The organism is Vibrio sp. QJM3NY_15 (assembly GCF_057785995.1).
In genome coordinates, this window is record NZ_CM173518.1 from 551497 (window position 1) to 576948 (window position 25452).

Annotated in this window: 17 protein-coding genes; 4 read left to right on the forward strand and 13 right to left on the reverse strand. The window is 46.7% G+C overall.

The window, feature by feature from the left end; all coding sequences use genetic code 11:
• Positions 1–19: 19 nt before the first annotated feature.
• From AC3CKG_RS18910 to AC3CKG_RS18950, 9 genes are all read right to left on the reverse strand, one after another.
• A complete protein-coding gene (locus tag AC3CKG_RS18910; RefSeq protein ID WP_488529791.1) occupies positions 20–2434 on the reverse strand; it encodes a glycoside hydrolase family 94 protein in 2415 nt (804 codons plus the stop codon).
• 107 nt (positions 2435–2541) lie between these two features.
• Complete coding sequence (locus AC3CKG_RS18915) at positions 2542–3633, reverse strand: ABC transporter ATP-binding protein (RefSeq protein WP_009846155.1); 1092 nt, start codon at positions 3631–3633, stop codon at positions 2542–2544.
• The gene (locus AC3CKG_RS18920) at positions 3633–4982 is read right to left on the reverse strand and encodes a GH1 family beta-glucosidase (RefSeq protein ID WP_065111792.1); all 1350 of its coding nucleotides are present in this window, start codon (positions 4980–4982) and stop codon (positions 3633–3635) included. The genes AC3CKG_RS18915 and AC3CKG_RS18920 overlap by 1 nt, the downstream gene beginning before the upstream one ends.
• A 17-nt stretch (positions 4983–4999) precedes the next feature.
• Positions 5000–5848, reverse strand: coding sequence for a carbohydrate ABC transporter permease (locus AC3CKG_RS18925; RefSeq protein ID WP_017097772.1), 849 nt, complete (start codon positions 5846–5848; stop codon positions 5000–5002).
• A 46-nt stretch (positions 5849–5894) separates the two neighbouring features.
• A complete protein-coding gene (locus tag AC3CKG_RS18930; RefSeq protein ID WP_009846152.1) occupies positions 5895–6881 on the reverse strand; it encodes a carbohydrate ABC transporter permease in 987 nt (328 codons plus the stop codon).
• A 66-nt stretch (positions 6882–6947) separates the two neighbouring features.
• A complete protein-coding gene (locus tag AC3CKG_RS18935) occupies positions 6948–8195 on the reverse strand; it encodes an ABC transporter substrate-binding protein (protein ID WP_009846151.1) in 1248 nt (415 codons plus the stop codon).
• 18 nt (positions 8196–8213) lie between these two features.
• Positions 8214–9221, reverse strand: coding sequence for a LacI family DNA-binding transcriptional regulator (locus AC3CKG_RS18940; protein ID WP_012601182.1), 1008 nt, complete (start codon positions 9219–9221; stop codon positions 8214–8216).
• 442 nt (positions 9222–9663) lie between these two features.
• A complete protein-coding gene (locus tag AC3CKG_RS18945; protein WP_488529792.1) occupies positions 9664–11682 on the reverse strand; it encodes a methyl-accepting chemotaxis protein in 2019 nt (672 codons plus the stop codon).
• Positions 11683–11881: 199 nt separating this feature from the next.
• The gene (locus tag AC3CKG_RS18950; RefSeq protein ID WP_488529793.1) at positions 11882–13204 is read right to left on the reverse strand and encodes a carbohydrate porin; all 1323 of its coding nucleotides are present in this window, start codon (positions 13202–13204) and stop codon (positions 11882–11884) included.
• 21 nt (positions 13205–13225) lie between these two features.
• On the opposite strand from AC3CKG_RS18950, the gene AC3CKG_RS18955 reads away from it, so the two are divergent.
• On the forward strand, positions 13226–13549 hold the full coding sequence (locus AC3CKG_RS18955) for a hypothetical protein (RefSeq protein WP_488529794.1): 324 nt from the start codon (positions 13226–13228) through the stop codon (positions 13547–13549).
• Here AC3CKG_RS18955 and AC3CKG_RS18960 read toward each other — a convergent pair.
• Both AC3CKG_RS18960 and AC3CKG_RS18965 read right to left on the reverse strand, forming a co-directional pair.
• Entirely contained in the window at positions 13546–15606 is a 2061-nt protein-coding gene (locus AC3CKG_RS18960) for a prolyl oligopeptidase family serine peptidase (protein WP_488529795.1), read from the reverse strand. The two genes, AC3CKG_RS18955 and AC3CKG_RS18960, sit on opposite strands and share 4 nt — an antisense overlap.
• Before the next feature lie 11 nt (positions 15607–15617).
• A complete protein-coding gene (locus AC3CKG_RS18965; RefSeq protein ID WP_009846145.1) occupies positions 15618–16535 on the reverse strand; it encodes a LysR family transcriptional regulator in 918 nt (305 codons plus the stop codon).
• Positions 16536–16782: 247 nt separating this feature from the next.
• Here AC3CKG_RS18965 and AC3CKG_RS18970 point away from each other — a divergent pair, with 247 nt between their 5' ends.
• The 3 genes from AC3CKG_RS18970 (at position 16783) to AC3CKG_RS18980 (ending at position 23172) form a co-directional block, all read left to right on the forward strand.
• Entirely contained in the window at positions 16783–18474 is a 1692-nt protein-coding gene (locus AC3CKG_RS18970) for an L-lactate permease (protein WP_281054024.1), read from the forward strand.
• A gap of 274 nt (positions 18475–18748) precedes the next feature.
• Entirely contained in the window at positions 18749–19888 is a 1140-nt protein-coding gene (gene lldD / locus AC3CKG_RS18975) for an FMN-dependent L-lactate dehydrogenase LldD (protein WP_488529796.1), read from the forward strand.
• A 428-nt stretch (positions 19889–20316) separates the two neighbouring features.
• A complete protein-coding gene (locus AC3CKG_RS18980) occupies positions 20317–23172 on the forward strand; it encodes an FAD-binding and (Fe-S)-binding domain-containing protein (RefSeq protein ID WP_488529797.1) in 2856 nt (951 codons plus the stop codon).
• A gap of 145 nt (positions 23173–23317) precedes the next feature.
• Here AC3CKG_RS18980 and AC3CKG_RS18985 read toward each other — a convergent pair whose 3' ends face one another.
• Positions 23318–23560 carry a hypothetical protein gene (locus AC3CKG_RS18985; protein ID WP_488529798.1) on the reverse strand — a complete coding sequence of 81 codons (243 nt, stop codon included), beginning with the start codon at positions 23558–23560 and terminating at the stop codon, positions 23318–23320.
• Between the two features lie 153 nt (positions 23561–23713).
• Positions 23714–25450: an ABC transporter permease subunit gene (locus AC3CKG_RS18990; protein WP_488529799.1), complete on the reverse strand. Its 1737-nt coding sequence runs from the start codon at positions 25448–25450 to the stop codon at positions 23714–23716.
• Between the last annotated feature and the right edge of the window lie 2 nt (positions 25451–25452).

Sequence of the window (25452 nt, forward strand, 5' to 3'; positions counted from 1 at the left end):
TAAAGCGCCCTTCTCTTTGTTAACCTAAAATCACCTCGATGGTGTGCTCACCAGAGGTAAACACTGGCGCTTTATTACCTGAAATCAGGTCACCATTTACCTTCATTTCAACCACACCCTTACACACGTTATTCGGGTTAGTGACATGAATATGGTATGTCGCACCACGGAACTGACGGCGGACTTTGAATTCAGGCCATTCTGCCGGAATACATGGGTCCACCAGCAAGCCATCCACTTCAGGGCGAACACCCAGAATCCATTGCGTACCCGCAACGTATGTCCAAGATGAAGTACCTGAAAGCCATGCATTTCGGCCTAAACCAAACTGCTTATGTTCATCACCCAAAATGTTTTGTGGGTAGCAATAAGGCTCAGATTCGAAGGTATCGATGTCATCGTTCTTAGAAGCTGGGTTGATTTGACGGTAGTACTCATAAGCACGCTCACCGTTGCCCATTTTCGCTTCTGCGATCATCACCCAAGGGTTAGAGTGCAGGAAGATACCGCCGTTCTCTTTCGCACCTGGTGGGTAAGTTGAAACACCACCTAACTGTGGATCAAATCCGTTGTAACCAGGAGTTGAAAGCTTAATGCCATTCGCTGTATTCAGCTTGTTGTAAACCGAGTCTAGGGCTTGCGTTGCACGCTCTTGAGTCGCGAAACCAGAGATCACAGGCCAGCTTTGACCGTTAGTGTAGATCTGCCCTTGCTCATTTTTATGAGAGCCGATTGGCAAACCTTGCTCATCAAAGTAACGAACAAACCATTCGCCATCCCAACCGCACTCATTCACCGTACTCTGCATCTGTTGGTACTGATCTTTAAACTTAGCCGTCAGTTGCGCTTCGCCACGCAGCTCACACAAGTCCAACATGTCGAGCAATGCTTTGCCGTACATGTTCGCCACCATCATCGACTCAGCACCCGTTGGCAGGTTCACCGTGTCGTTCCAGTCAGCAAAACCTAACAGCGGTAGGCCGTGCTCGCCAGTATTGGTGTAGGTAAATTCAATCGCGCGGCACAGGTGGTTCCAAACCGTTCCCGTTTCGATTGGGTTGCCCGCTTTGTCTTTTTGATAGAACGGGATCTCTTTATTCAAGAAGTCTGCATTGCCCGTTTCTTTCACATATTGCGTCACCGCGTAGATGATCCACAAGTGATCATCACCGTAGTAATCCGGGCGATCTTCCTCTTCACGAGAGTCACCCGCGTTCGCTTCCATGGTTGATGGAAAGAACTGATGCATCGCAGAACCGTTGGTGTTCTGAACAGACAGCAGACGCTCGATGAACTCACGCGCCTCTTCCGGCATGTGAGTAATTACGCCTAACGTATCTTGAGAAGAATCACGGAAACCGATGCCACGAGCCCCATAACCAAGCTGATACAGAGACAAGTAACGAGACCAGTTTTTGGTTGTGTGACACTGACGTGGGTTATGTACGTTCAGCATTGAATTCATTGCCGGATCTGGCGTTTCAACCTGAACCGCTTGTAGGTAACCATCCCAATGTTCAGCCAGTTCAGCGAAAGCAGAATCGACCACTTGATGGTCACGATATTTAGCCAATAGAGGCAATGCTGCTTCTAGGCTCTGTTCTTGCGCGATTTGTACAATCGTACGTTCGGTCTGCTCTGGAGATAACCAACCTAGGCGCAGGTTCAGTGCGCCAATGTTGTCGCCACGCAAACACTCGGTGTTGCCTAATTCATCATTGTTTAGTGCTTCTGGCGCAGCCCATGTACCGTAGCCCAAATTACCTAGGAACGATTGGCGATCACCATCAAAAGACGTCGCAGGGCGATCCGCTGTCATCAGGTTCACCGCGTAGTCACGCTTCATGAAGGCATACTGCTCAAGCACGGTATGACCCAACTCTTGCTGGTGCGCTTTTAGCGTCATGGTTTGTGGAACCCAGTCCGCATTGAGTAGCTGTTTAAGCGCATCGAAGTGCGTGAATTCGTAAACAGGCACCACATCAACATGCAGTGCTTTGTCTGAAATGTTGGTGACTTTGATGTCTTGTAGCAGTACTTGGTCAGCTTTTGGTACAAAGAACGTAGCTTCACAACGCACACCAAAGGCTTCTGCAATGATGGTGGTGTATGACAAACCGGTGTGGTTTTCAAACTTATCTAACGGCTTCAAGGTTGGCGTGTAGAAAGGTGAGAACACCTCTACGTTGCCCTCTTCATCACGTACCTTGAGGTACATGGTCGAGCCTTTGAAATCTGAGTTTGGCAGTTGAGCAATGTACTTAGTGATACGGTTAAGCGCCGGATCGCCCTTACACAACAACACGCCACCGTTGCTATCAACAATGCCACCGAAATCTAATGTACCTACATAGTTACACCATTTGATCGGCGTACATGGTGTGGTTGCTACGTATTCTTTGTTTTTATCGTCAAAATATCCGAATTTCATCATCACTATCCCTAGCCCCTCCCAAATCAGGAGGAGCCAAAACAATTTGTCGTAAGTTGGTTGGTGTCAGCTCATGGCTGATTTAAATTGACTGGCTAGCTCGTAATTGACTAGCTCGCTAGCGAGTTCTCACTCAGAGCATCGAACAAGTGGAAAGCATCCAAATCCAAATAAAGCGTCAGATCTTTTACATCCACTTCAGCCGCTTGAGTTTCAACCATCAACGGCTGACCGCCAATTTCTGTTTTCAGAAGAATGCTTGCGCCTAGTAATTCCTTGTCTTTGATTTTCACAGGGAATGGCAGCACGCGGTCGTGGTCAACTTGCTCGGCACGTAGGTGAATGTCTGTTGGACGAACACCAAAATGCAGCGCTAGGTTTTTAGATGCCAGAGACTTAAAGCGCTCAGGCAGTGGGATATGAACATCACCGATTTCAACGAAGTACTCGCCTTCTTTTTCAATCAGTTTTGCTTCCAACATGTTCATTGACGGGTTACCAATGAATTGCGCGACAAACTTGTTTGCAGGACGCTGGAACACCTCGGTTGGTGTACCAACTTGAGCAACATAACCGTCTTTCAGGATCACGATGCGATCCGCCAGTGTCATCGCTTCGATCTGATCGTGGGTTACGTAGATCGTAGTGGTTTTAAGCTCGCGGTGTAGATGTTTGATCTCTTCACGCATCACGCCACGAAGTTTTGCATCTAGGTTAGATAACGGCTCATCAAACAAGAAAACCTTAGGTGTACGAACCATTGCACGACCCATTGCCACTCGTTGACGTTGACCACCAGAAAGCTCTTTTGGCTTACGGTTCAGTAGCGGGTCAAGCTCTAGCATTTTCGCCGCTTTTAGCACTTCTACGTCGATTTCAGCTTTAGGCATGCCTTTCAGTTTCAGAGCAAAGGCGATGTTCTCGTACACGGTCATATGCGGATACAGTGCGTAGCTTTGGAATACCATCGCCAAGTCACGGTCTTTCGCGTCGACTTTGTTCATCAGCTTGCCGCCAACCACGATGTCACCAGAACTGATGCTTTCAAGGCCAGCAAGCATGCGTAGCGTTGTCGATTTACCACAGCCAGATGGGCCAAGGAAAACCACGAACTCACCGTCTTCAACCGTAAAATCAAACTCTTTGACGACTTCAACATCACCGAATGATTTTTTGATGTTCTTAAATTCTACTTTAGCCATTATCTGTTCTCCTCAGCGCGCTCTAGCAGCATATTTCGGTACGCAATTGCGCTCTGTTTCAATGTTCGTTCTTGGGTGGTGTAGTCAACATGGACAATGCCAAAACGCTGGCAGTAGCCGAATGCCCACTCAAAGTTATCCATCAGGCTCCAAGCGAAGTAACCGTCGACTTTCACACCCGCTTCAACCGCGTTGTGAACCGCTTCGATGTGACCTTGGAAATAACGAACTCGTTGGTCGTCCATCACTTGTCCGTTTACACGTTCATCATTGCCCGCTGCACCATTTTCAGTAATGTAGATAGGTGGCATATTTTCGTAACGAGCATCCAGTCTTACCAATAAATCAGTTAAACCTTGTGGGTTGATCTCCCAGCCAATGTAAGTGTGTTCAGCTTCAGTTTGTTTCACCGATTCGATGTCGCCATTCTCGTTGAAGCGAGCGACATTGCGTGTGTAGTAGTTGATGCCGATGTAATCAACCGGAGCGCTGATGATGTCTAAGTCACCTTCAAGGATCATCGGCATGTTCATCGCTTGGCGTTCAACCACCAATTGTGGGTACTCGCCTTTTAATACTGGGTCGATGAACCAGTGGTAGTTTTCCGCTTCGCAGTAGTCTGCTGCCGCTTGGTCTTGTGGCGTCAGCGGGTAAGCAGGAGTCGCGTTGAATACCACACCATGCTTAGCATGAGGGGCATTGTTACGAAGGATCGGCATTGCCAAACCGTGTGCCAGCATTAGGTGGTGAGATGCTAGGTAGCCTTCTTTCTCACCTTTGATACCTGGCGCGTGTTCGCCCCAGCGGTAGCCAAGGAATGCAGACACAAACGGTTCATTAAGCGTGGTGTACACATCTATGTTGTCACCAAAGTATTTACTCACCACTTCTGCGTATTCTGCGAATTTGTAAGACGTTTCGCGGTTTAACCAGCCGCCTTTATCTTCAAGGTATTGCGGAAGATCCCAGTGATACAGCGTCACATATACCTTCATGCCACGAGCATGACACTCATCGATGATCTGACCGTAAAACTCTAGGCCTTGCTGGTTCACGACACCGTCTTGTGGAAGGATGCGCGGCCATGCAATAGATAGACGGTAAGCATCAACGCCTAAGCCTTGAATCATCTCAATATCTTGTTGCCATAAGTGGTAGTGGTCACACGCCACATCACCATTGTCGCCGTTATCGACCTTGCCCGGCGTCTTACAGAAAGTGTCCCAGATAGACGGTGTACGACCGCCTTCTTCAACGCCGCCTTCAATTTGGTATGAAGATGTCGCGACACCGAATACAAATTCCTTACTGCGTAACTTTGAATCACTTGGAAGTTGATATTTATTCATTGTTATAACCCTTAAACCTAACCTTTGACTGCGCCGGACGTTAAACCACTGATCATCTGTTTCGATGCGAACAAGTAAGTAATCACGAGTGGTAAAATAGAAATTGTGGTGCCTAGCATTACCGCGCCCCATGGCGTATTCGGAATACCTTGAACACTTCGAAGTGCTTGCGTAATAACATAGTTATCTGGGTTGTTTAGCACCACGAGAGGCTGCATGAACATGTTCCAGAAGAAAACGAACTGAACGATAGCCAATGTTGCGAGTGCAGGCTTCATAAGTGGCAATACCACACTCCAGTACGTTCTGAACTCGCCTGCACCATCCAATTTCGCTGCTTCAAGTAGCTCTTTTGGAATCGATGCAATCACGTGCTGACGCATCAAGAAGATACCAAATGGTGTCGTAGTGAACGGTAGCCATACCGCCATGTGGTTATCCAACAAGCCTAAGAATTTCACGATCATGAAGTAAGGGATCAAGCTAAGCACAGGCGGAATCGCCATTGAGCCAACCAGCATGCCGAACAACACGTTCTTACCACGGAACTTAAACACAGCAAACGCGTAGCCACCCATGCTACAAAACAGCAGCGAGATGGTGGTGCCTAAGAAAGCCACGTAAATCGAGTTAAACATCGCTTTCCAAAACGGCATGATTTCAAGCAATTTGGCGTAGTTAATCGCCAGGCTATCGCCAATCGCAAAGCTAATGCCCGTGCCGAAAATTTCAGAACGGTCACGCGTTGATAGCAGTGCCGACCATACAAATGGAAAGACTGTAATTAGCGCTGAAACAACCAGTAAGATACCTAGCATGACCATCAAGATCTTAGTCAGAATGAACATGCTGCGTTCGCTTGGCATCAGTCCACTTAGTGGTGAGGTATTTGTCTTAATTGATGTCGACATCTTAATGTTCCCCTAAGCCTTTCTTACCGAAGAGTAAAAATTGAACCAATGTACAAGTCGCGATGAGTGCAAACAGTAACCACGAGATAGCAGATGCTGTACCCATTTCTAGCCATTCCCAACCCACTTTGTAGAGGTACATCGAGATAGTTAAACCAGATTGGCCAGTACCACCTGTACCACGTGTTAGTACGAACGGTTCTTCAAACATTTGCAGGTTACCGATGATGGTCATCGTGATAGCAAAGAAGATGAATGGGCGAATCATTGGTAGTGAAATGTTCCAGAAGCGGCGGAAGGCATTAGCACCATCCATACGTGCAGCTTCTAAGATGTCTTTAGGAATCGTCATTAAACCCGTGGTGTAAAGGACGATGTTAAAACCGGTGTATTTCCAGAAAACCATGATTGCAATAGACGGCTTCACCATAGTGGCATCGTCTAACCAACGGATTGGTTGAAAATCGTTAACCCAAGCGAATGCCCAACCAAACAGCGTGCTATCGGCCAGAGCCATTAGCGTTTGGTTAATAATTCCTGAGTTAGGAGAATACATATTGAAGAAAATCAGTGACGCTGCGACCGTTGATGTAATGAACGGTAGAAAGTACGCCGATGTTAACCAGTGACGCATACGGTCACCCATTGAAACCAACATGTAAGCCACTGGAATAGCGACTAAGTGCTGAGCCACGCCTGAAGTGATTGCTAGCCAAAGCGTGTTCTTCAATGAACGCCATAGCCATGGGTCCGTTAAAGCAATGTGATAGTTCTCAAAACCAACGAACTCCATCGCATCCATGCCTCTTACTGGGTTCCACTCGTGGAACGACAGGTAAACAGAGAACAACAGCGGGAAGATCCCAAATACAGAAAAAATGATCAGAAACGGCAGAAGAAATCCATACGGTGTAAGCGCTTTCAAATTTAGACGAGAAAAAAGGCTTTTGTCCGCAGGTTCTATCGTTGTGCTCGCTGTATGATTCATAGTAACGACCTCTTAAAAAGGAAGCGCGTTATCCACGCTTCCTCACTTACTTAAAGTAAAAACAAATTAAAGATTACGCGTGCGACGCTTGATTAGACGCTCTGCCTCTTTAAGCGCAGTCTTGATGTCTTTGCCTTCATCAAGTACTTCCATCAATGCGTTCTCTAAGATAATAGAACGTGCAACGTGGTCGCCTTGTGCTGGAGATACTGGTTTGATGTTCTGTGCCACTTCAGCAAACAGTAGACGAGCTTTTTGCCCACCTAGGAATTCCATCTCTTCTTGGAAAAGCTCATCGTCATACGTGGTGATGTTCGCAGGGAAAGCAGCAATCGTTTCGAAGTGTTTAAGCTGTACTTCACGATCCGTCGTCATGTATTCAATAAGCGCCCAAGCTTCATCTGGGTTTTCTGATTGAGTTGGAATAGAAAGGAATGAACCACCCCAGCTGCCGTAGATGCCATCAGGTAGGTTTTCTACTGCCCACTTACCTTTAGTTTCAGGAGCAATCCAGTTATTTAGGTGACCAAGAAGCCAAGCGCCAGAAAGTTGAGTTGCAAATGTGCCGTTGCGGAAGCCTTCGTACCATTCGTTAGACCAAGCCAGAATGCGGCCGTCTAAGCCTTTGTCGCGAATCTCTTTTGCTACTTCAAAAGCGTGTACAAAACGCTCTGATGTCACAACTGGGTTGCCATCTTTATCGAAGTACAAACCTTCACCTTCAGGAACCGTCGTGAAGATAATCGCTTGTGCCACGTCGGCTGCCGAAGCGATAAGTTGTACGTTTTGCTCTTTCAGTTTTTCACCAGCAGCGATGTATGAGTCCCAATCTTTGATTGCGTCTTCTACATTAATGCCTGCTTTTTCGAATACGTCAGTGCGGTAGTACATAACGCCAGGACCAAGGTCGACAGGGATGCCGTACATATCGCCATCAGCGCCTTTGCCCTGTGCCCATGCGTAAGGTGCGAATCGTTCTTCGTACTTATCTGCACCGTAGTTTTCAGACAAGTTAACTAGGCCACCAGAACCCACGAATGGACCAATTTTCTCAACGTCCACAACAATCACATCACCCGCACCAGAACCTGTTGCAAGGTTCGTTGTCAGTTTCGTGTGGTGGTCACCGTGGTTGTTCATAAGGTAATCAACTTTGATACCCGTTTCCTTTTCGAAATCAGGCAGTAATACCTTTAGGCTGCTATCGAAATCAGGGAAACCGTCGAAACGAATTTCTTTGTCTGCTGCATTTGCAGCTGTTGTACCTAATCCTAAAGCAACCGCGCATGAAAGCGCTAAGGTCTTAAATTTCATGTTCTATCCTTAATATTTTTATAGGGTAACTGGTAAATCCGATACCGAGTTTCTAGTGACCAACGTCGGCAGCAATTTAAAGTTCACGTCATGTTTTATTTTCTTTAGCTTTTGCAGAGTGAGCTGCACAGCTTCAATGCTCATCTCTTCAATTGGGAAATTAATGGTGGTCAAACTAGGGGTCAGATAGCGCGCGAAGATGGTGTTATCGAAGCCCACCAGTGATACATCTTTCGGAACTGACAGCCCCTCTTGATGCAGCACCTCAAAGGCGCCAAATGCCATGTGATCATTCGAAGCAAATACTGCGGTGAAATGACACTTACGATTCATCAGCTTCTTCATAGCACTGATGCCCGTCTCTTCAGTAAAGCCCGCTTCCGAGACTAAGGCTTCATCGTATGGCACACCCGCTTCTTCCAAGGCCTTTCGATACCCCTGCAAACGCCCCCTAGCGTCTGCTTTATCTAAAGGCCCGGTAATACACGCGATATCTGTATGTCCCTTTTGCAAAAGATATTGAGTAGCGAGTAGCCCCCCGACTTCGTTATCAATATCAATGCAACTCATCGCCATTTCTGGGATGAAGCGGTTAATCAAAACCACAGGGGTCCCCTGTTCTTCCAATTCAATTAAATAATCATCACTGAGCAATTGAGTATGAAGAATCAAAGCATCAACACGACGCCCCAACAGAAACTCCACAGACTCGCGCTGCCCTTGTTCGGTGTTCGAACCCGCTGTAACGACAGCGTGGTAACCAAAGCGGCGTAGGTTTTCTTCTATGCAATGCAAGATGCCTGAATAGAAAGAACCGCCAAGTTCTGGAACAACAACACCAACACTACCGGTACGACTTGACGCCAAAGCTTGAGCGATAGAGTTCGGGCGATAACCCAACTCTTTGATCGCTTTTTCAACCTTTAGCTTCTTGTCATGACTGACTCTGCTAGTGCCATTAATAACTCTAGACACTGTCGCCTGAGACACACCTGCATGTTCTGATACGTGTTTAATTGTCGCCACTCGAACCTCGATACTTCATTAGCTTGTAACCGCTTACAAAACGATTATTAAAGAAAGGCGTCTTGGTTGAAGTGAGTGTCATCACACTAAAGTTGGAGGTAAAAATGCCAGTTGTGGAAATCATGAAAGCGCTTACAGATTAACTTCACGCCATGAAACTATTTCATGAGATTATTGTTTATATTATCAAGATGACGTTCGATTACTTGCTCGCCAGATCAAAAAAGTACACCAAAATCCATTTTTTTGAAGCGTAATTTGTTGATGAATCCGCAGCTGAAGGCAATATACACGGGGAAAGTGGCCTTGTTGTTTCAATGGCCTTTCGAAATTGTATGAGAACATTTCATCTCATGAACACTCACATTAATGCTCCGCTGACCCGACACAAAAATGCCCAGCAAAAAGCTGGGCATGCAATCATTAAGACTCAGATAGATGTCTAATCCTTATTTTCAGATGGCTTCGGTAACTTAAACTCTTGAGTCAGTGAGAATTGCTGTTGCGACATGATTTCTAATTGCTGACCGTGGGAAAAGAGGACCTGTGAACGCTGGGAGTTTTCTTCTGCCAATTCATGTATCTGGCTGATACTTTGCGTCACTTGGGACGCGACAACTTGATGTTCTGTGGTCGCCGTTGCGATCTGATGGCTTCTTTGTTCGACTTCATTGAGCAAGCCATACACGGTCGATATGGATTGATTCACTTCACCCGTTTGCTCAACACATTGCGCCATATCTGCAACGCACTGATTGATTTGTTCAACAGCCAATTTAGAACTGTTTTGAAGCCGTTCAATTTTATGGTGAATCTCTTGCGTTGATGCATTGGTTTTTGCGGCTAACACTCTCACTTCGTCGGCGACCACAGAGAACCCTCGACCTTGCTCGCCAGCACGAGCAGCTTCAATGGCTGCGTTCAATGCCAACAAGTTAGTTTGTTCTGAAATACCGGAGATCACATCAAGAATAGAACCAATGCTGGCACTCTCTTTCTCAAGTTTGTCGATTGTGCTTGTTGATTCTGCCAACTTACTTTCCAAAACGCCCATTAGGTCAACATTCTTACCCATGGTTTGTTGCCCTGCGCTTGAACTGGTGACAGCCGATGTCACCAGTGTCAGTGTTTGGTTGGCTGCTTGAGTTATTTCAGTCACGGAACATTCGATCTGTTCCATCGCCGTTGCCACCATTACTGTTTGATTGCTTTGGTCTAACATCGCCTCACGCAATGAACCACTGGTACTTTGATTATCTAGAGACGCTTCCTTTAAATGCAGCGATGATTGGCGCATGTTTTCAATCACGTGTGTTAAGTGGCTGATCACCAAATTGACCTTGTCGCTCACTAAACCAAATTCATTATTGGCTTGATATTGAACCTGAGAGCTCAGGTCTTTGTTGGCGACTTGGTCTAACGCACCTTGTACCAACTTGCTTGGCTTACGGATGCTTTTTGCGATATTAACGCCGATCAAAAGCGCTATCAGAACCGATACAATCGAAATAATTACCTGCATAAAAAGGGCTTGATTGGATGATTCCATCGACTCTTGATACAGGTTTGTTGCGGTGTGTTCGGCGTACGTAGAAAGTTCATCGAAGTACCCTAGCTGCACATCAATCATCTGTTCAATCTCAACTCTTTGTTCAGCTATCGACTCATGCAACTTAACGGTTTCCATGTGCGTAGACACTGATCCTTGCGCTGAAAAGGCATGGGAAGCGAGCAGTGACAAAGACTGCTTGCTCCGTCGCACTAAAGCCGGATCCTGCGCCTCCAAATTGGCAATGGCTTCTTCAAATCGCTCGTGACGACTTTGTAGGCGACGCTCTACTCCACGAACTTCCGATGATGCTTGCAGTGAAAACGCCTCATTGGCTTCTGCCGCAATCAAGCTCAATTGAACCAGTAATGCTTCTACTGCTTTTTGCGTTGCATCTGAGCTCGCGCTCGCCAGTTGATTCACCAAGGTATTATTGAGTTGACCCACTACCGATTGAAATTGTGCCTGCTCCATCGAACCGAGGTCTTTCGTATCCAAATAAGAAACGTATAAGTTTAAGGTCTGGTCTATCTTATCGATGGTAGCAACGCCCGTTTCATCAATATTCTGGAGTATGGATTCAAGAGACGACCCTGCCGTGCTCTTGCCTTCAAACCAATTCAATTGCTCCTGATAATGCTCGATGTTATTCACAACGACTTGTTTGAGTGGCTCTAACTCATCAACATAATCCGCTGATAAATAAGGAATGGAGCTTCGATTAATATCCAAAAAACGAATAGTAAGCGTGGAAGATTGGAGCATTAAAGGGGTGGCTTGTTGAGTGATGGTCTCGATGTGTGAGGTTATGTTCTTATTGCTGCTAATACTCAACCATGCGCTACCCAGCATGATCACGATCAGCGTGAAGAAACCTAAATAAACTCGAGACACAATGGAAGAAAGTCTCATCGTTATTCCTTGAACTAGTGGCGAAAAAAAAGGGCACATAAAATGTGCCCAAGAATGGAGTTATTTAACGTGCCCTAATCAATCTGCCTTTAGGGCTAAAATGGACAGTATGTACTTACTATTTGTAACGTATGGCTATTTCAACATGAACGCTTTGAAAATATGCCTAATTCAAAGCGTTGCTCTTTCTATCTGTTGATTACCACCAAGCTTCAAACATTGCGCCGAACGACAATGTATCAACATTGGTTGTCTTCACTGTGTTGCCTTTGGTTTCTACATCACCCACGGTTGTGTAGAAGCGAAGCATTGGACGGCTCCAAGGTAAGCCACCCAAAGAAACGTTTTGAGACAGCGTTACTTTCCACGCATTCTCTTCACCGTCGTCATCGTAATCAACCATGCCGTAGCCCGCTTCTAACCAAGTAGAATGAACGTCATCCCATTGGTACTGTGGACGAACGATACCCGCGTATTCAGTATTCTCACGATCTAAGTCTGAGCCAGAATTGTCTTTGTAAGACACTAAGTAATCGATGATGAACTGTTCAGATGCCGCGTAGCTACCCTCAACACTTGCATACAAAGTCTGGTAATCACCTTTAAGGTCATATACCGATGAATCTGCACCGTCACCGTACTTAACAACTAACTTGTTAGACGCACCCAAGCCTAATGTTGCACCTACTAGGTATGCCGTTTCATCACTAACTTTTGGATCACCCGCTACGTCTGAGTCTGCTTCATCTGAAGCAAAACCATAGTTAGCATAGAGGTCTAGTTGACCGATACCCGCGTTAATTGAGTGAAGTTTAGAAGTAATTGCGTATCGGCCGTTGTCATTCACTAGGCCGCCTTTCACTTGGCCTACAAAGCCCATATCTAGCTTCGCGCCGCCGAAATCTAGGTTGTTAAAGCCAGCACCTTGACCATCGTGTGTCATCCAGAAGTAATCGTTCAAACCTTGTTGCGGACGTTGATGGAAGTCGCGACCAGCCCACATGTAAAGTTCTGGTTGGCTTTCAAATACATTGGTTACACCAGCGTACATTTTTTTCATGCTCAAGCCGCCGTCGTCAGCCCAAGCGTCAGCTTCCCAGTGGTCAGCCATGAATACGATGTCCCAGATAGCGCCATTGTCAGCTTCAAATAGCTTAGCTAGCTGAACCTCGCCACCATTAGCTTCGTTACCTAAACGACCGACAGAACGACCTGTTGTACCGATGTCTACGTAACGTTCATCACCGCTCTTGTAGTGAGCGCCGTAACGAGCATAACCAGAGAAGACAATGCCATCTGGTACATTCGTTTCTGAAGTTAGAACCGCTTGTTGTTGGTCATCAGTGTACTTGATGTCTCCAACCTGAGATTCCAACTCTTGGATTCGTTGTTCTAGAGCAGCAAGATCCGTTTCTGCAGCGAAAGAAGAGAGTGAAGCAAGCGAAGCCGCCACTGCGACCGTTATTGGCAATAAGCTTAAATTTTTGCATTGTAATTCCCTATTATTTTTTTGAGTTTTCATCGAACAGGGAAATATTAAGCAATGAAAGAGTTGAAAAGTTGGTCACTGTTCACACTGATAAATCAGCTTAAATGTCATGAAACTTTTAGAAAATTCACGGGGAAAACTACTACATTTAGATCAATAAGTTATGAACAAACATGCGTGATATTTCAGCTTGAAATCGCTTTCATTTCATCAGTAATGGTGGCGGCTATCACGGAAAAGGGTGTAGAAAAACAAAGAGAATTGGATGTGAATTTGATTGATTTTCATCTATATGAAAAGCCTCAAAATCTAAGGCAGATTTTGAGGCTTTTTGGACTGAGTCAAATACCCAGTTATCTAAAATTAAGTATTTTCTAGATTGAACCTAGGGACTCTATTCCCATATTGAACAGGGTAAATGCGTAGATATCAGCAGTGAGATCGATCGCTTTACTCAGCGGCATTCCAGCACCATGGCCCGCATTAACATCGATACGAATCATCACGGCCGCACCACCTTCATGCTTATCTTGCAGCTCTGAGATGAACTTGTAAGAGTGAGCCGGTACCACGCGGTCATCGTGATCAGCGGTGGTAACCAATGTCGCAGGATAGTCCGTGCCACGCACCACATTATGAACCGGAGAATAGCCAAGCAGATATTCGAACATCTCTTTGTTTTGCGCGGATGTGCCATAGTCGTACGCCCAACCTTCGCCAGACGTAAAGGTGTGGTAACGCAACATGTCCAACACCCCAACCGCAGGCAGAGCCACTTGGAACAGCTCAGGCTTTTGAGTGATACAAGCGCCTACCAACAAGCCTCCGTTAGAACCGCCGCGAATCGCCAACTTATCGCTACTGGTATAGTTTTCTTCAATTAAGAACTCGGCAGCAGCAATGAAGTCGTCAAAGACATTCTGCTTTTTCTGCTGAGTTCCGGCTTTGTGCCACGCCTTACCATACTCACCACCGCCACGCAGGTTTGGCACCGCATATACGCCACCCAGTTCTAGCCAACTACCAACCGTGCCCGAGAAAGAAGGCGTTAGGCTAACGTTAAAGCCACCATAGGCGTACAACATGGTTGGATTATTGCCATCTAACACTAATCCCTTCTTATAAGAGATAAGCATCGGAACCTTGGTGCCATCCTTCGAGGTATAGAAGACCTGTTTAGACTCAAATTGATCCGACTCAAACGGAGACTCAGAGCGTTGGTAGATTTCAGAATTGCCTGATTCGACATCGAAAGAGAAAATCGTTGGCGGCGTTACATAGTTGGTAAAGGTGTAATAAAGCTGAGTTTGCTCTTTTTTACCACCTAAGCCACTGGCCGTTCCCAGCCCAGGCAAATGAATTTCACGAACTCGATTACCTTGGTAATCCAACTGCTCAATCTTAGACACCACATCGACCATGTAGTGGGCAAACAAGTAGCCACCGCCCGTACTGATATCCAATGGCTGTGGCTTTTCAGGGATGATTTCGAGCCATTTACCATCGCGAGTATCAAAGCTCACCACCTTGCCATTAGGCGCATCAAGATTGGTGTATAGAATGAAGGTCTCATCTTGGTTATCGATGAGATAAGTGTCGCTATCCACATGATCAATCAGCGTATTCAGCTTTTGTTCTGGTGAGTTTAAATCGATATAGAACAGTCTGTTACCCGATGTCGACTCTCGCCCTAGAATGATCAAGTAACGGTCATCTTCGGTGGTATAGCCTGATACATAGCGGTGCTGATCGGCGTTGTTCTCACCAAAGATAACCTTGTCGCTAGCTTGCTCTGTACCCAACTCATGGAAGTAAAGTTTGTGCTGTTCGGTACGTGCTGAAAGCTGGCTGCCGTCTGGCTTGTCGTAGCTTGAGTAATAAAATCCTCGATTACCTAACCAAGAGATACCGGTAAACTTCGCATCGGTAATTTCGGCTTCAAGCTTCTGCTTAGTCTCAGTATCAATCACAAAGATCTTACGCCAGTCGCTTCCACCCTCTGAAATGCTGTACGCCACTAGGCTGTAATCTTTCGAAAACGACACCGAACCTAATGATGTGGTGCCATCTTCCGAGAAGGTATTCGGATCTAGGAATACTTCAATCGACTGACCTTCTTTCTGACGATAAAGAATACTGTGATTCTGCAGTCCATCATTCTTATAGAAATAGGTGTAATCCCCTCGCACAAACGGTTGTGAGCTCTTTTTGTAGTCTTGCGCTTTCGCTAATCGCTCTCGCAGTTCTGCGCGATACGGGATTTGAGCAAGGTAATCGAATGTGACTTCATTTTGACTCGCCACCCATTGCGCGGTTTCGTCACTTCTGTCGTCTTCTAACCAGCGATATGGGTCTTCGATTATCTGACCGAAATAGTCATCGCTGACGATCTGTTTGTTGGTGACTGGATATTGATACTCTTTTAAATAGCTCATCGTGATCCTTATTAAAAATAATGTGAAATCGTCAGATAACGCGTTCTGATGTGTTCAATCAATAACTTAATCTTGTTCGGTGGCTGGCGCGTAAACGGGTACACCGCATAAATACCCAGCTTTTTACCGACTAAATCAGGGAAGATGTCCACCAGCTGGCCGTTTCGAATATCGTGATACACCAGACAACGTGGCACGTACGCCACACCATGACCGCCCAAAGCGGCCTTTCTTAATGCCGTCGCGTTATCGGTAGAGAAAGAGCCAGAAACGCGCACGATGTATTTGTCGTTGTCGGTACAGCCATCCTTACTGTGTAAGAACTGCCACTCACTGGCGCCTGTCGTTTGATAAGCGTATTGCAAGCAATTGTGCTCGACCAAATCCTTGGGCTGCATCGGCTTACCGTTCTTAGCGATATAAGACGGCGAGGCACACACCACCCATTGTGAATCCAATATATGACGGGCAATTAAGCTGGAGTCTTCCAAGTAACCAGTTCGAATGACCAAGTCGAGACCATCCTCAACCAAATCAACAAATCGATTGTTAAGAGACATATCGACCGTTAAACCTGGGTGCATATTACAAAACTCGGCAACAGCGTCTGCGAGAATCAAATCTCCGGAGATAGTAGGCACTGACATTTTGATATGACCACTGACATTTTCACCAAAGCCTGAAACTGCGTCCATAGCCTCTTGAGCCGCCTGCTTCACATTTTTGGCTCCGTGTAACATTGCCTTACCCGCCTCGGTCAGGGTCAATTTACGCGTGGTTCGATATAATAGCTGCACGCCAATCTCTTCTTCCAAACGCGCAATTCTCTTGCTAACTACCGAATTTGTAAGGTTATTTTGTTCTGCCACCTTACTAAAACTACCCAGCTCTACTACCTGTGAAAACAGGATCAAATCGTCTGCTCGCATTTGATTATGCCAATTTTGGAATTAATTATTTTCATTATTTCCCTATATCAATAAAAAATAAAGGGGTAAATTCACGCCAAATTAACAAAACAATTACAAAAACAGCTTTTGCAATCACATCGGTTACAAATAAAGCGACTCTAATTACAACAATTGAATCCATGAGATTCAGATTACACCTACAAAACTAATGACGTGTTATTCACTTCAAACATGAACGTTTGAAAACAAGTACGAGGAAGTACCCATGAGTGAAACTCTACTAGCTTTATTGGCCTTTTCGCCAATAGTTGTTGCAGCGATTCTGCTGGTTGGCCTTAACTGGCCTGCAAAAAAAGCGATGCCCGTGGCATTTGCATTAACCGTTGCTATCGCCCTATTCGCATGGGATATGTCTAGCACTCGCGTGCTTGCTTCAGTATTCCAAGGCTTCGGCATTACCGTGTCGGTTCTCTGGATTGTGTTTGGCGCCATCTTCTTATTAAACACTTTGAAACACACCGGAGCTATCACCACCATCCGCAACGGATTTACTGACATATCAGCAGACCGTCGTGTACAAGCGATCATCATTGCTTGGTGTTTTGGTTCATTCATTGAAGGGGCATCTGGCTTCGGCACACCCGCTGCAATCGCCGCTCCGTTATTGGTTGCAATTGGCTTCCCAGCGTTAGCTGCGGTACTGATGGGCATGATGATTCAATCTACGCCGGTATCGTTTGGCGCGGTGGGTACACCTATCATCGTTGGCGTAAACAAAGGTTTGGATACGCACAACATCGGTGAAAGCCTGATTGCCAATGGTTCAACATGGGATGCTTACCTACAACAAATCACATCAAGTGTTGCGATCATCCATGCCTGCGTTGGTGTGATGATTCCTGTATTGATGGCAATGATGCTGACTCGCTTCTTCGGCAAGAACAAAAGCTGGACTGAAGGTCTTGATATCCTGCCATTCGCACTGTTCGCAGGTGCCGCTTTCACCATTCCTTACGCACTAACGGGTGTTTTCCTCGGAGCTGAGTTCCCATCACTGATTGGTGGTTTGGTTGGCCTTGCTATTGTTGTAACAGCAGCAAAACGTGGCTTCCTAGTACCTAAATCAAAATGGGATTTCGAAAGCGAAGACAAGTGGCCAGCAGAATGGCTAGGTTCTTTGAAAATCGATCTAGATGACGATAAAGGTCATAAGAAAATGAGCATGGCGATGGCATGGGCACCTTACGTGCTGCTCGCTGTCACTCTAGTTGCTAGCCGTGTGAGCCCTGAGTTCAAAGGCCTGCTTAAGAGCGTTAGCCTTTCTTTCAGCAACATCCTTGGCGAGACAGGCGTAAGCACAGCGATTCAACCTCTGTATCTACCAGGTGGTATCTTGGTCTTCGTCGCACTGGTTGCTGTTCTAATGCAATCACGCAGCGCAACACCACTGGCTAAAGCTTTTGGTGAGTCGAGCAAAACTCTAATAGGCGCTGGCTTTGTGTTGGTGTTCACTATCCCAATGGTTCGTATCTTCATTAACTCAGGTGTGAACGGCGCTGATTTAGCAAGTATGCCAGTAACCACTGCCAACTTTGCAGCTGACCTAGTCGGCAGCGCATTCCCAGCGTTAAGTGCCACGGTTGGTGCGTTAGGTGCCTTCATTGCAGGTTCAAACACCGTTTCAAACATGATGTTCAGCCAGTTCCAATTCGAAGTAGCACAAACTCTGTCTATCTCTAGTGCTGTGGTTGTTGCTCTGCAAGCCGTTGGTGCTGCAGCAGGTAACATGATTGCGATTCACAACGTGGTAGCCGCATCGGCGACCGTAGGCTTGTTAGGACGCGAAGGCGCAACACTACGTAAGACTATCATCCCAACGTTCTACTACTTGGTGATGACAGGAATCATCGGCCTCGTGGTTATCTACGGCTTCAAAATGACAGACGCACTTATGTAAAGCATAAGTCGTTACAAAAGCACTTGGCGTTAATACTCAATTCCCCCGACTGCAACACCGTCTAATAAGACAGTTGATGAGTTTCGGAATGGATACTAAAACACATCAACACCCTCGGGTATTAACGCCATTTTATTGCTTCACCGATTAATTGCTTAACTGGTTAATCGCTTCACTGTTTAAGAAAGAACAAACACTTACTTTTCAAGAATTAAAGCAGCCCAAGCCAAGCTCTCATAGAAGGGCAACATCCCAAGAATTTAGGACTGAAATTATGATCATATCCGCATCGACTGATTACCGCGCCGCAGCAAAAGCGAAATTACCACCGTTTCTTTTCCACTACATTGACGGCGGTTCTTACGGAGAACATACCCTACGCCGCAACACGGCCGATCTTGCAGAGATCGCACTCAAGCAGCGTGTACTTAATGACATGTCAGATCTGAATTTGGAAACTGAGCTGTTTGGCGAAAAGCTCGCGATGCCGATTGCCTTAGCACCCGTTGGTCTAACAGGCATGTACGCACGACGTGGCGAAGTACAAGCTGCAAAAGCCGCAGACAATAAAGGCATCCCTTTTACGATGTCGACCGTATCGATATGCCCGATTGAAGAAGTCGCACCTAAGATTGAGCGCCCAATGTGGTTCCAACTTTACGTACTAAAAGATCGTGGCTTCATGAAGAACGTATTGGAACGTGCAAAAGCGGCAGGCGTGACGACACTGGTCTTCACCGTTGATATGCCAGTACCCGGCGCTCGTTACCGTGATATGCACTCAGGAATGAGCGGTCCAAATGCAGCAATTCGTCGTGTATTTCAATCTATGCGTCATCCTAGTTGGGCTGTTGATGTTGGCCTACTAGGCAAGCCACACGATCTTGGCAATATCTCTACTTACCGCGGCTCTCCAACCAAACTGGAAGACTACATCGGTTGGTTGGGTGACAACTTCGACCCGTCGATTTCATGGAAAGACCTAGAGTGGATCCGTGACTTCTGGGACGGCCCGATGGTCATCAAAGGTATTCTTGATGAAGAAGATGCAAAAGACGCCGTGAGATTTGGCGCAGACGGTATCGTAGTTTCAAACCACGGCGGTCGTCAGCTAGATGGTGTTTTATCAAGTGCTAAAGCACTGCCTGCAATTGCAGACTCAGTAAAAGGCGACACTAAGATTCTGGTCGACTCTGGCATTCGTACTGGCTTAGATGTAGTTCGCATGATGGCGATGGGCGCAGACTGCACCTTGCTTGGTCGCTCTTTTGTCTACGCGTTAGCAGCGCAAGGACAAGCAGGTGTTGAGAACCTACTCGACCTTTACGACAAAGAAATGCGCGTTGCGATGACTCTAACTGGCGCCAAGACAATCAAAGACTTAACTCGTGATTCTCTGGTAGGGCTAGATTAAACCTCAACGATTTAGGTTCGGATTCGGACTAACGCTTTGGTCTACTTAGACTGAAGTTCAATCGGTGTCACAGCAATTCCACTGCCGTTGTGACACCGTTTAAGCACTGGAAAATAAAATAAAAAGCTAGGGCGTGTTGATCTTTCGAGCTGATTTTTGCAGCGAGTTGCTGGGTATTTATACAAGGCAGAGGCGTCGATGTGTAGCTAGCCTACATGAGAAGCCGATAACGTAGTAGAAATGGCCAGCAAACGCTGCCCGAAGGGTTCGGCTAAAAGCGTTTTACTCTTTGTTGAGGGGGATTTGCTTAGAGTGACTAGGCTACTTCCCCTCGCCGCGATTAAAACGCTTTTATCTCGAACAAAATTTAATCACGAAAGGTCAACACGCCCTGAACAGTGCCAAATAAGAAGCACAAGGAAGCAAAGATGGAGACAACCACACCCCATGAGCGAGTAATAGACGCACAAGCTTATCAGCAGCTTGAAGCGATACTGGCTCAAAAAATAGAAACAGAACGCATTGTCACTCAAGAGGCAAAGCGATTGGCTTACGGCACCGATGCGAGTTTCTATCGCTTGGTGCCGAAAATGGTTCTAAGGCTCAAAAACTTAGACGAAGTCATATTCACCATTCAAAGCTGTCGCGAACTCGGTATTCATTTTACCTTTCGCGCCGCGGGCACCAGCCTTTCAGGACAAGCGGTTTCAGACTCGGTACTCATCACACTGACCGATGACTGGCGTGGTCATGAAATCGTAGATAACGGCAATCAGATCATCCTTCAACCGGGTGTGATTGGCGCTGATGCCAACAAATACCTTGCCCCTTTCCAACGTAAAATCGGCCCAGATCCAGCCTCTATCAATACCTGTAAAATCGGTGGTATTGCCGCGAATAACGCCAGTGGTATGTGCTGTGGTACCGCGCAAAACTCGTATCGCACCGTCGAGAGCATGAAAATCGTATTGAGTGATGGCTCCCTGCTTGATACGGCTGATAACGCAAGTGTTGAGGCATTCAAGCAATCACACAAAGAACTGTTTGAAGGCATTGTTGAATTACATCAACAGACAGCTTCAAACCAAGAACTTGCAGACAGAATCCGCCACAAATACCGCCTCAAAAACACCACTGGCTACGCTCTGAATGCTTTGGTTGATTACCACGATCCAATTGAGATCATCAAACACCTGATGATTGGCTCAGAAGGCACACTAGGCTTCATCGCTGAGATTACCTACAACACGGTGATCGAACACCCAAACAAAGCCTCGGCTCTGTTGGTGTTTGCCGACATCGAACAAGCCAGTAAAGCCGTTACTACGCTATCAAAAACACCGGTTGCTGCCGTTGAATTGATGGACGGCAGAGCGCTGCGCTCAGTGGCGGATAAACCAGGTATGCCTGCGTTTATGCCAAGCTTGGACTTAGAAGCCGCGGCTATTTTGGTGGAATCACACGCCAGCTCCCAGCAGGACTTAGATTTACAATGTAAATCAATTTTGGATGCATTAGCTGATTACACGATTGTTGAATCGGTACCTTTCACTTCCGATCCAAAGACAGTCGCGACTCTGTGGGGCATTCGAAAAGGCATGTTCCCTGCGGTAGGCGCTGTGCGTGAAGTCGGCACGACCGTTATCATTGAAGACGTGGCTTTCCCTGTCGAAAACCTCGCTAACGGCATTCGGGAGCTGCAAGAGCTGTTCGATAAATACGACTACAGCGAAGCGATTATTTTCGGCCATGCCCTCGAAGGCAACCTGCATTTTGTGTTTACTCAAGGCTTTGATAGCCAAGAAGAGATCGACCGCTACGGCGGTTTCATGGATGACGTTGCCGAACTGGTCGCGGTGAAATACCAAGGTTCACTGAAAGCAGAACATGGCACTGGCCGTAACATGGCGCCTTATGTCGAATTAGAATGGGGCAAAGATGGCTACGCCTTGATGCAACAAATCAAAGCCTTGTTTGATCCAGAAAGACTGCTCAACCCCGGCGTTATTATTAACGACAATCCAAATTCACACATCACCAATTTGAAGCCAATGCCTGCTGCTGACGACCTTGTCGACCGCTGTATTGAATGTGGCTTCTGCGAGCCTGTTTGTCCGTCTCGTACCTTAACCCTATCGCCACGCCAACGTATCGTGTTGTACCGCGAGCTACAACGCCGCCGTGCTGCAGGTGAAGAAATAGAAGCAAGCGAACTAGAAAAAACCTTCGAATATCAAGGCATTGATACCTGCGCCGCAACCGGCCTGTGTGCTGAACGTTGCCCTGTGGGAATCAACACCGGCGATTTGATTAAGAAGCTTCGTATTGCCAAGTACGAGAAATTTACGCCAATCGCTAAGTGGACAGCGGATCATTTCTCGACCACCACTAAACTGACTAAGGCCGGCCTCAAAACCAACCAAGTGGCGAGCAAAGTATTAGGCGCAAACACAGTCGGCAAGCTAACCAACGGCTTGCGCTCAATAACTAAAGGCGCGACACCGGTTTGGATGCCGGAGATGCCGCAATCCAACAGTCATTCGCTAACCTCATCACCAGTGACGGCGGAAAACTCAAACAACCATAAGAAGGTGGTTTACCTGCCTTCGTGTGCGAGTCGAACCATGGGACAGCAGAGTGATGCGGGCGACCAACGCCCTCTAACTGAAGTGACCATGTCTTTGCTTAACAAAGCCGGATTTGAGGTTATTCTTCCGAAGAAGCTAGATGACCAATGTTGTGGCATGCCTTACGACAGCAAAGGAATGACCGATTTAGCCCAATCTAAAGCGCAACAGCTCGAAGAAGTGTTGTGGCAAGCCAGTCGTCAGGGTGAATACCCAGTCTTAATGGATACCAGCCCATGTGCTAAACGCAGTATTGAACAGTTCACCAAACCGTTAGAGGTATTAGAGCCGACAGGGTTTGTGAACCAGTACCTGCTTGAGCACCTGACACTTGAGCCGCTGCAAGAAACCGTGATGCTACATGTAACTTGTAGTTCTCGTCGAATGGGTTTAGAAGGCGCGATGTTGAGCCTTGCCAAAGCCTGTACCGAAGAGGTCATCGTTCCTGAGCATATTCAATGCTGTGGTTGGGCGGGTGATAAAGGTTTTACCACTCCAGAGCTGAATGAGGCGGCGGTGCACCCACTCAAAGAACAAGTACCGAGCAACTGCACTCGCGGATTTAGCAACAGCCGAACCTGTGAGATCGGTTTATCACATCACAGTGGCATTCCGTATCAATCAATCTTGTACTTGGTGGACGAAGTCGCGCAATAGCTCCATTTCATCACTCAAGATGTCGAGCAAATAACTTAAACCTAAAACGAAAAATGGCAGCCCAATCAGGCTGCCATTTCTTTATTCGATTTTAAACGTGCTACTGAGTTAACGCTTAGAGAACTAACGGTTGGAGAGCTAACGGTTAGAGAGCTAGGCGCATCAACTCTTCTGGCGAGTAGTGTTCTGCTTCTGCGCCTTTGGCGATCAAGTCGATCACTTTGAATTCATTCATGTCACCAAACTCTTTGGTTAAGTAATCACGAAACGCTTTCTCATTCGGCCACTTACCTCGCACGATATAGCCCTCTTCTTTGTCAAAATCTTCTGTTTCAAAGAATGAAAAATCGGTCATACCAATATTGTGGCAATACAAAACAAGATACATGTTGAATCCTTAACACTTAACTAGGGTCGGTTTAGCTTTTGAGCCGATCAAAAAGCTTCTCTACAAAGCAGGGCTCAAGGTTACAACATAAATGCTAAATCGAATACCCAATCGAATCGTCAATTTAGAAACCTCAGCAACCGACTCTTTTCGTTAATCATCAAACATCATGTTAATTGCAGAACCTAACAAAATCAGACCAATAATTGGCCCCATGACAGCGATTGGCGCGCGTTCAATGTAGGGCAAGTTTTCAGCAATCATCAAACCCCATTCAGGTGCAGGCGGCTTCGCTCCCAAGCCGATGAAGCTCAGCGAGGTCAGGCTCAGAGTGATGACGGGTAGCCTCAACAACGCGTGTCTTAGCAATGGCGGCATCACATAAGGAAGCAGATAGAAGCGGAAGATTCTAAGCTTGCTGGTGCCCCATAATGGCGCGAGATGCGTATAAGGCTGAGCCTTCGCTTCCACGATCAAGCTTGAGCAATGCGCCGCTAATGGCGCCCAAGATACCAATACAATAGCGATTAATGCACTGTTCGGATTCATCCCCGTTAAGCCCGCAACCAACAGGCCTGCAATAATGTAAGGAATGCCCTTAGTGATCTCGATAAGACCTTGGCTAAAACGTGTATTGAAGCCCATGATGATGCCCGTCACCAAACTCAAAAACGTTGCCAATATACCCGCTTGAAAGGTCGATACCATGCCCGAGCCGATTCTCGCCAGTAAGTCTCGGCCAATGCCATCCGCACCCAAAGGTGCTTGCCAACTGGGATCAGCTAAACGTGAAAACTGACTGGTGTATGGGTCACGAAATGCCGCCCAAACCACAATAGCAATTAGGAATGAGAATATTGAAAAGGCAACAGCACGCTTGGTGCGGCTTTGCGTAAAACGAAACGAAGAGTGGCTACTAATAAGCTTACCGCTTTTCAGGCTGTGACCCAGAATCAACTGCTGAACAAACAGGCTCATGCTGCTAACGGCAATTGAAAACAGCAGCAATACCAACAGGCCGCCTTGCAACATTGGTAAATCTTGCGCCTTAGCTGCGCCTAAAATCATGCGCCCGATACCCGGAATCGAGAAGATAAGCTCAACCGCGACCGCGCCGCCAGTCAAGCCAATCACGATCATCGCGATTTGTGGGATCAGGCTGCTCAGCGCTCTTTTCAGCGCAAAGCGAATAATTTGGTTGGAGTGAACGTTGGCACTGAGCCAAGTGATCACCCAAGGTTCATTTAAAACGCGTTGTAAACTGTCTCTAAGTAGGCGACTAAATAGGCCACTAGCGGGCAATGCGAGCGCTAAACTCGGTAGCCATATGTCTTGCCAACTTTGCCAACCATACGGCGGCAGCCAACCTAACCAGATAGAGAACACCAGTATCAATACCGAGGCCACCACGTACTCTGGCAAGGATATTAATACGGTGCTTAAACTGCTGTAACTCTGCCCTAATTTGCCCTTCTTCCAACTGCGCAAGGTGGCAAGCAAGCCTGCACCGCACAGCACGAAAGTCATCACAAGTGCACTCGACATCAGAAACAGAGACGTCGACGCTGTCTTTTGAATGCCTAGTGCAACCGAAGAACCATCAATCCATGATTTCCCTAGGTCACCCGAAAAGGCACTTCCTATCCAGTCGATCAGGCGTTCGCTTGCCGAACGGTCAAGCTGAAGGTCAGCTCTCACCGCAGCTAAAGCTTCAGGCGTAAGCAAATGTTGTTGCCCCGCCCTCGCACGCAGAATGGATTGGCTTGGATCGATACCCGCAATGTCAGGCATCAAGCCAACAAGAATCACCACCACAATCAGTGAGGCGATTCTTGATAACCAAGGCGTCAAGAGAAATAAGGTTCGACGCAGAGTCTCAGCAGATAGCATCT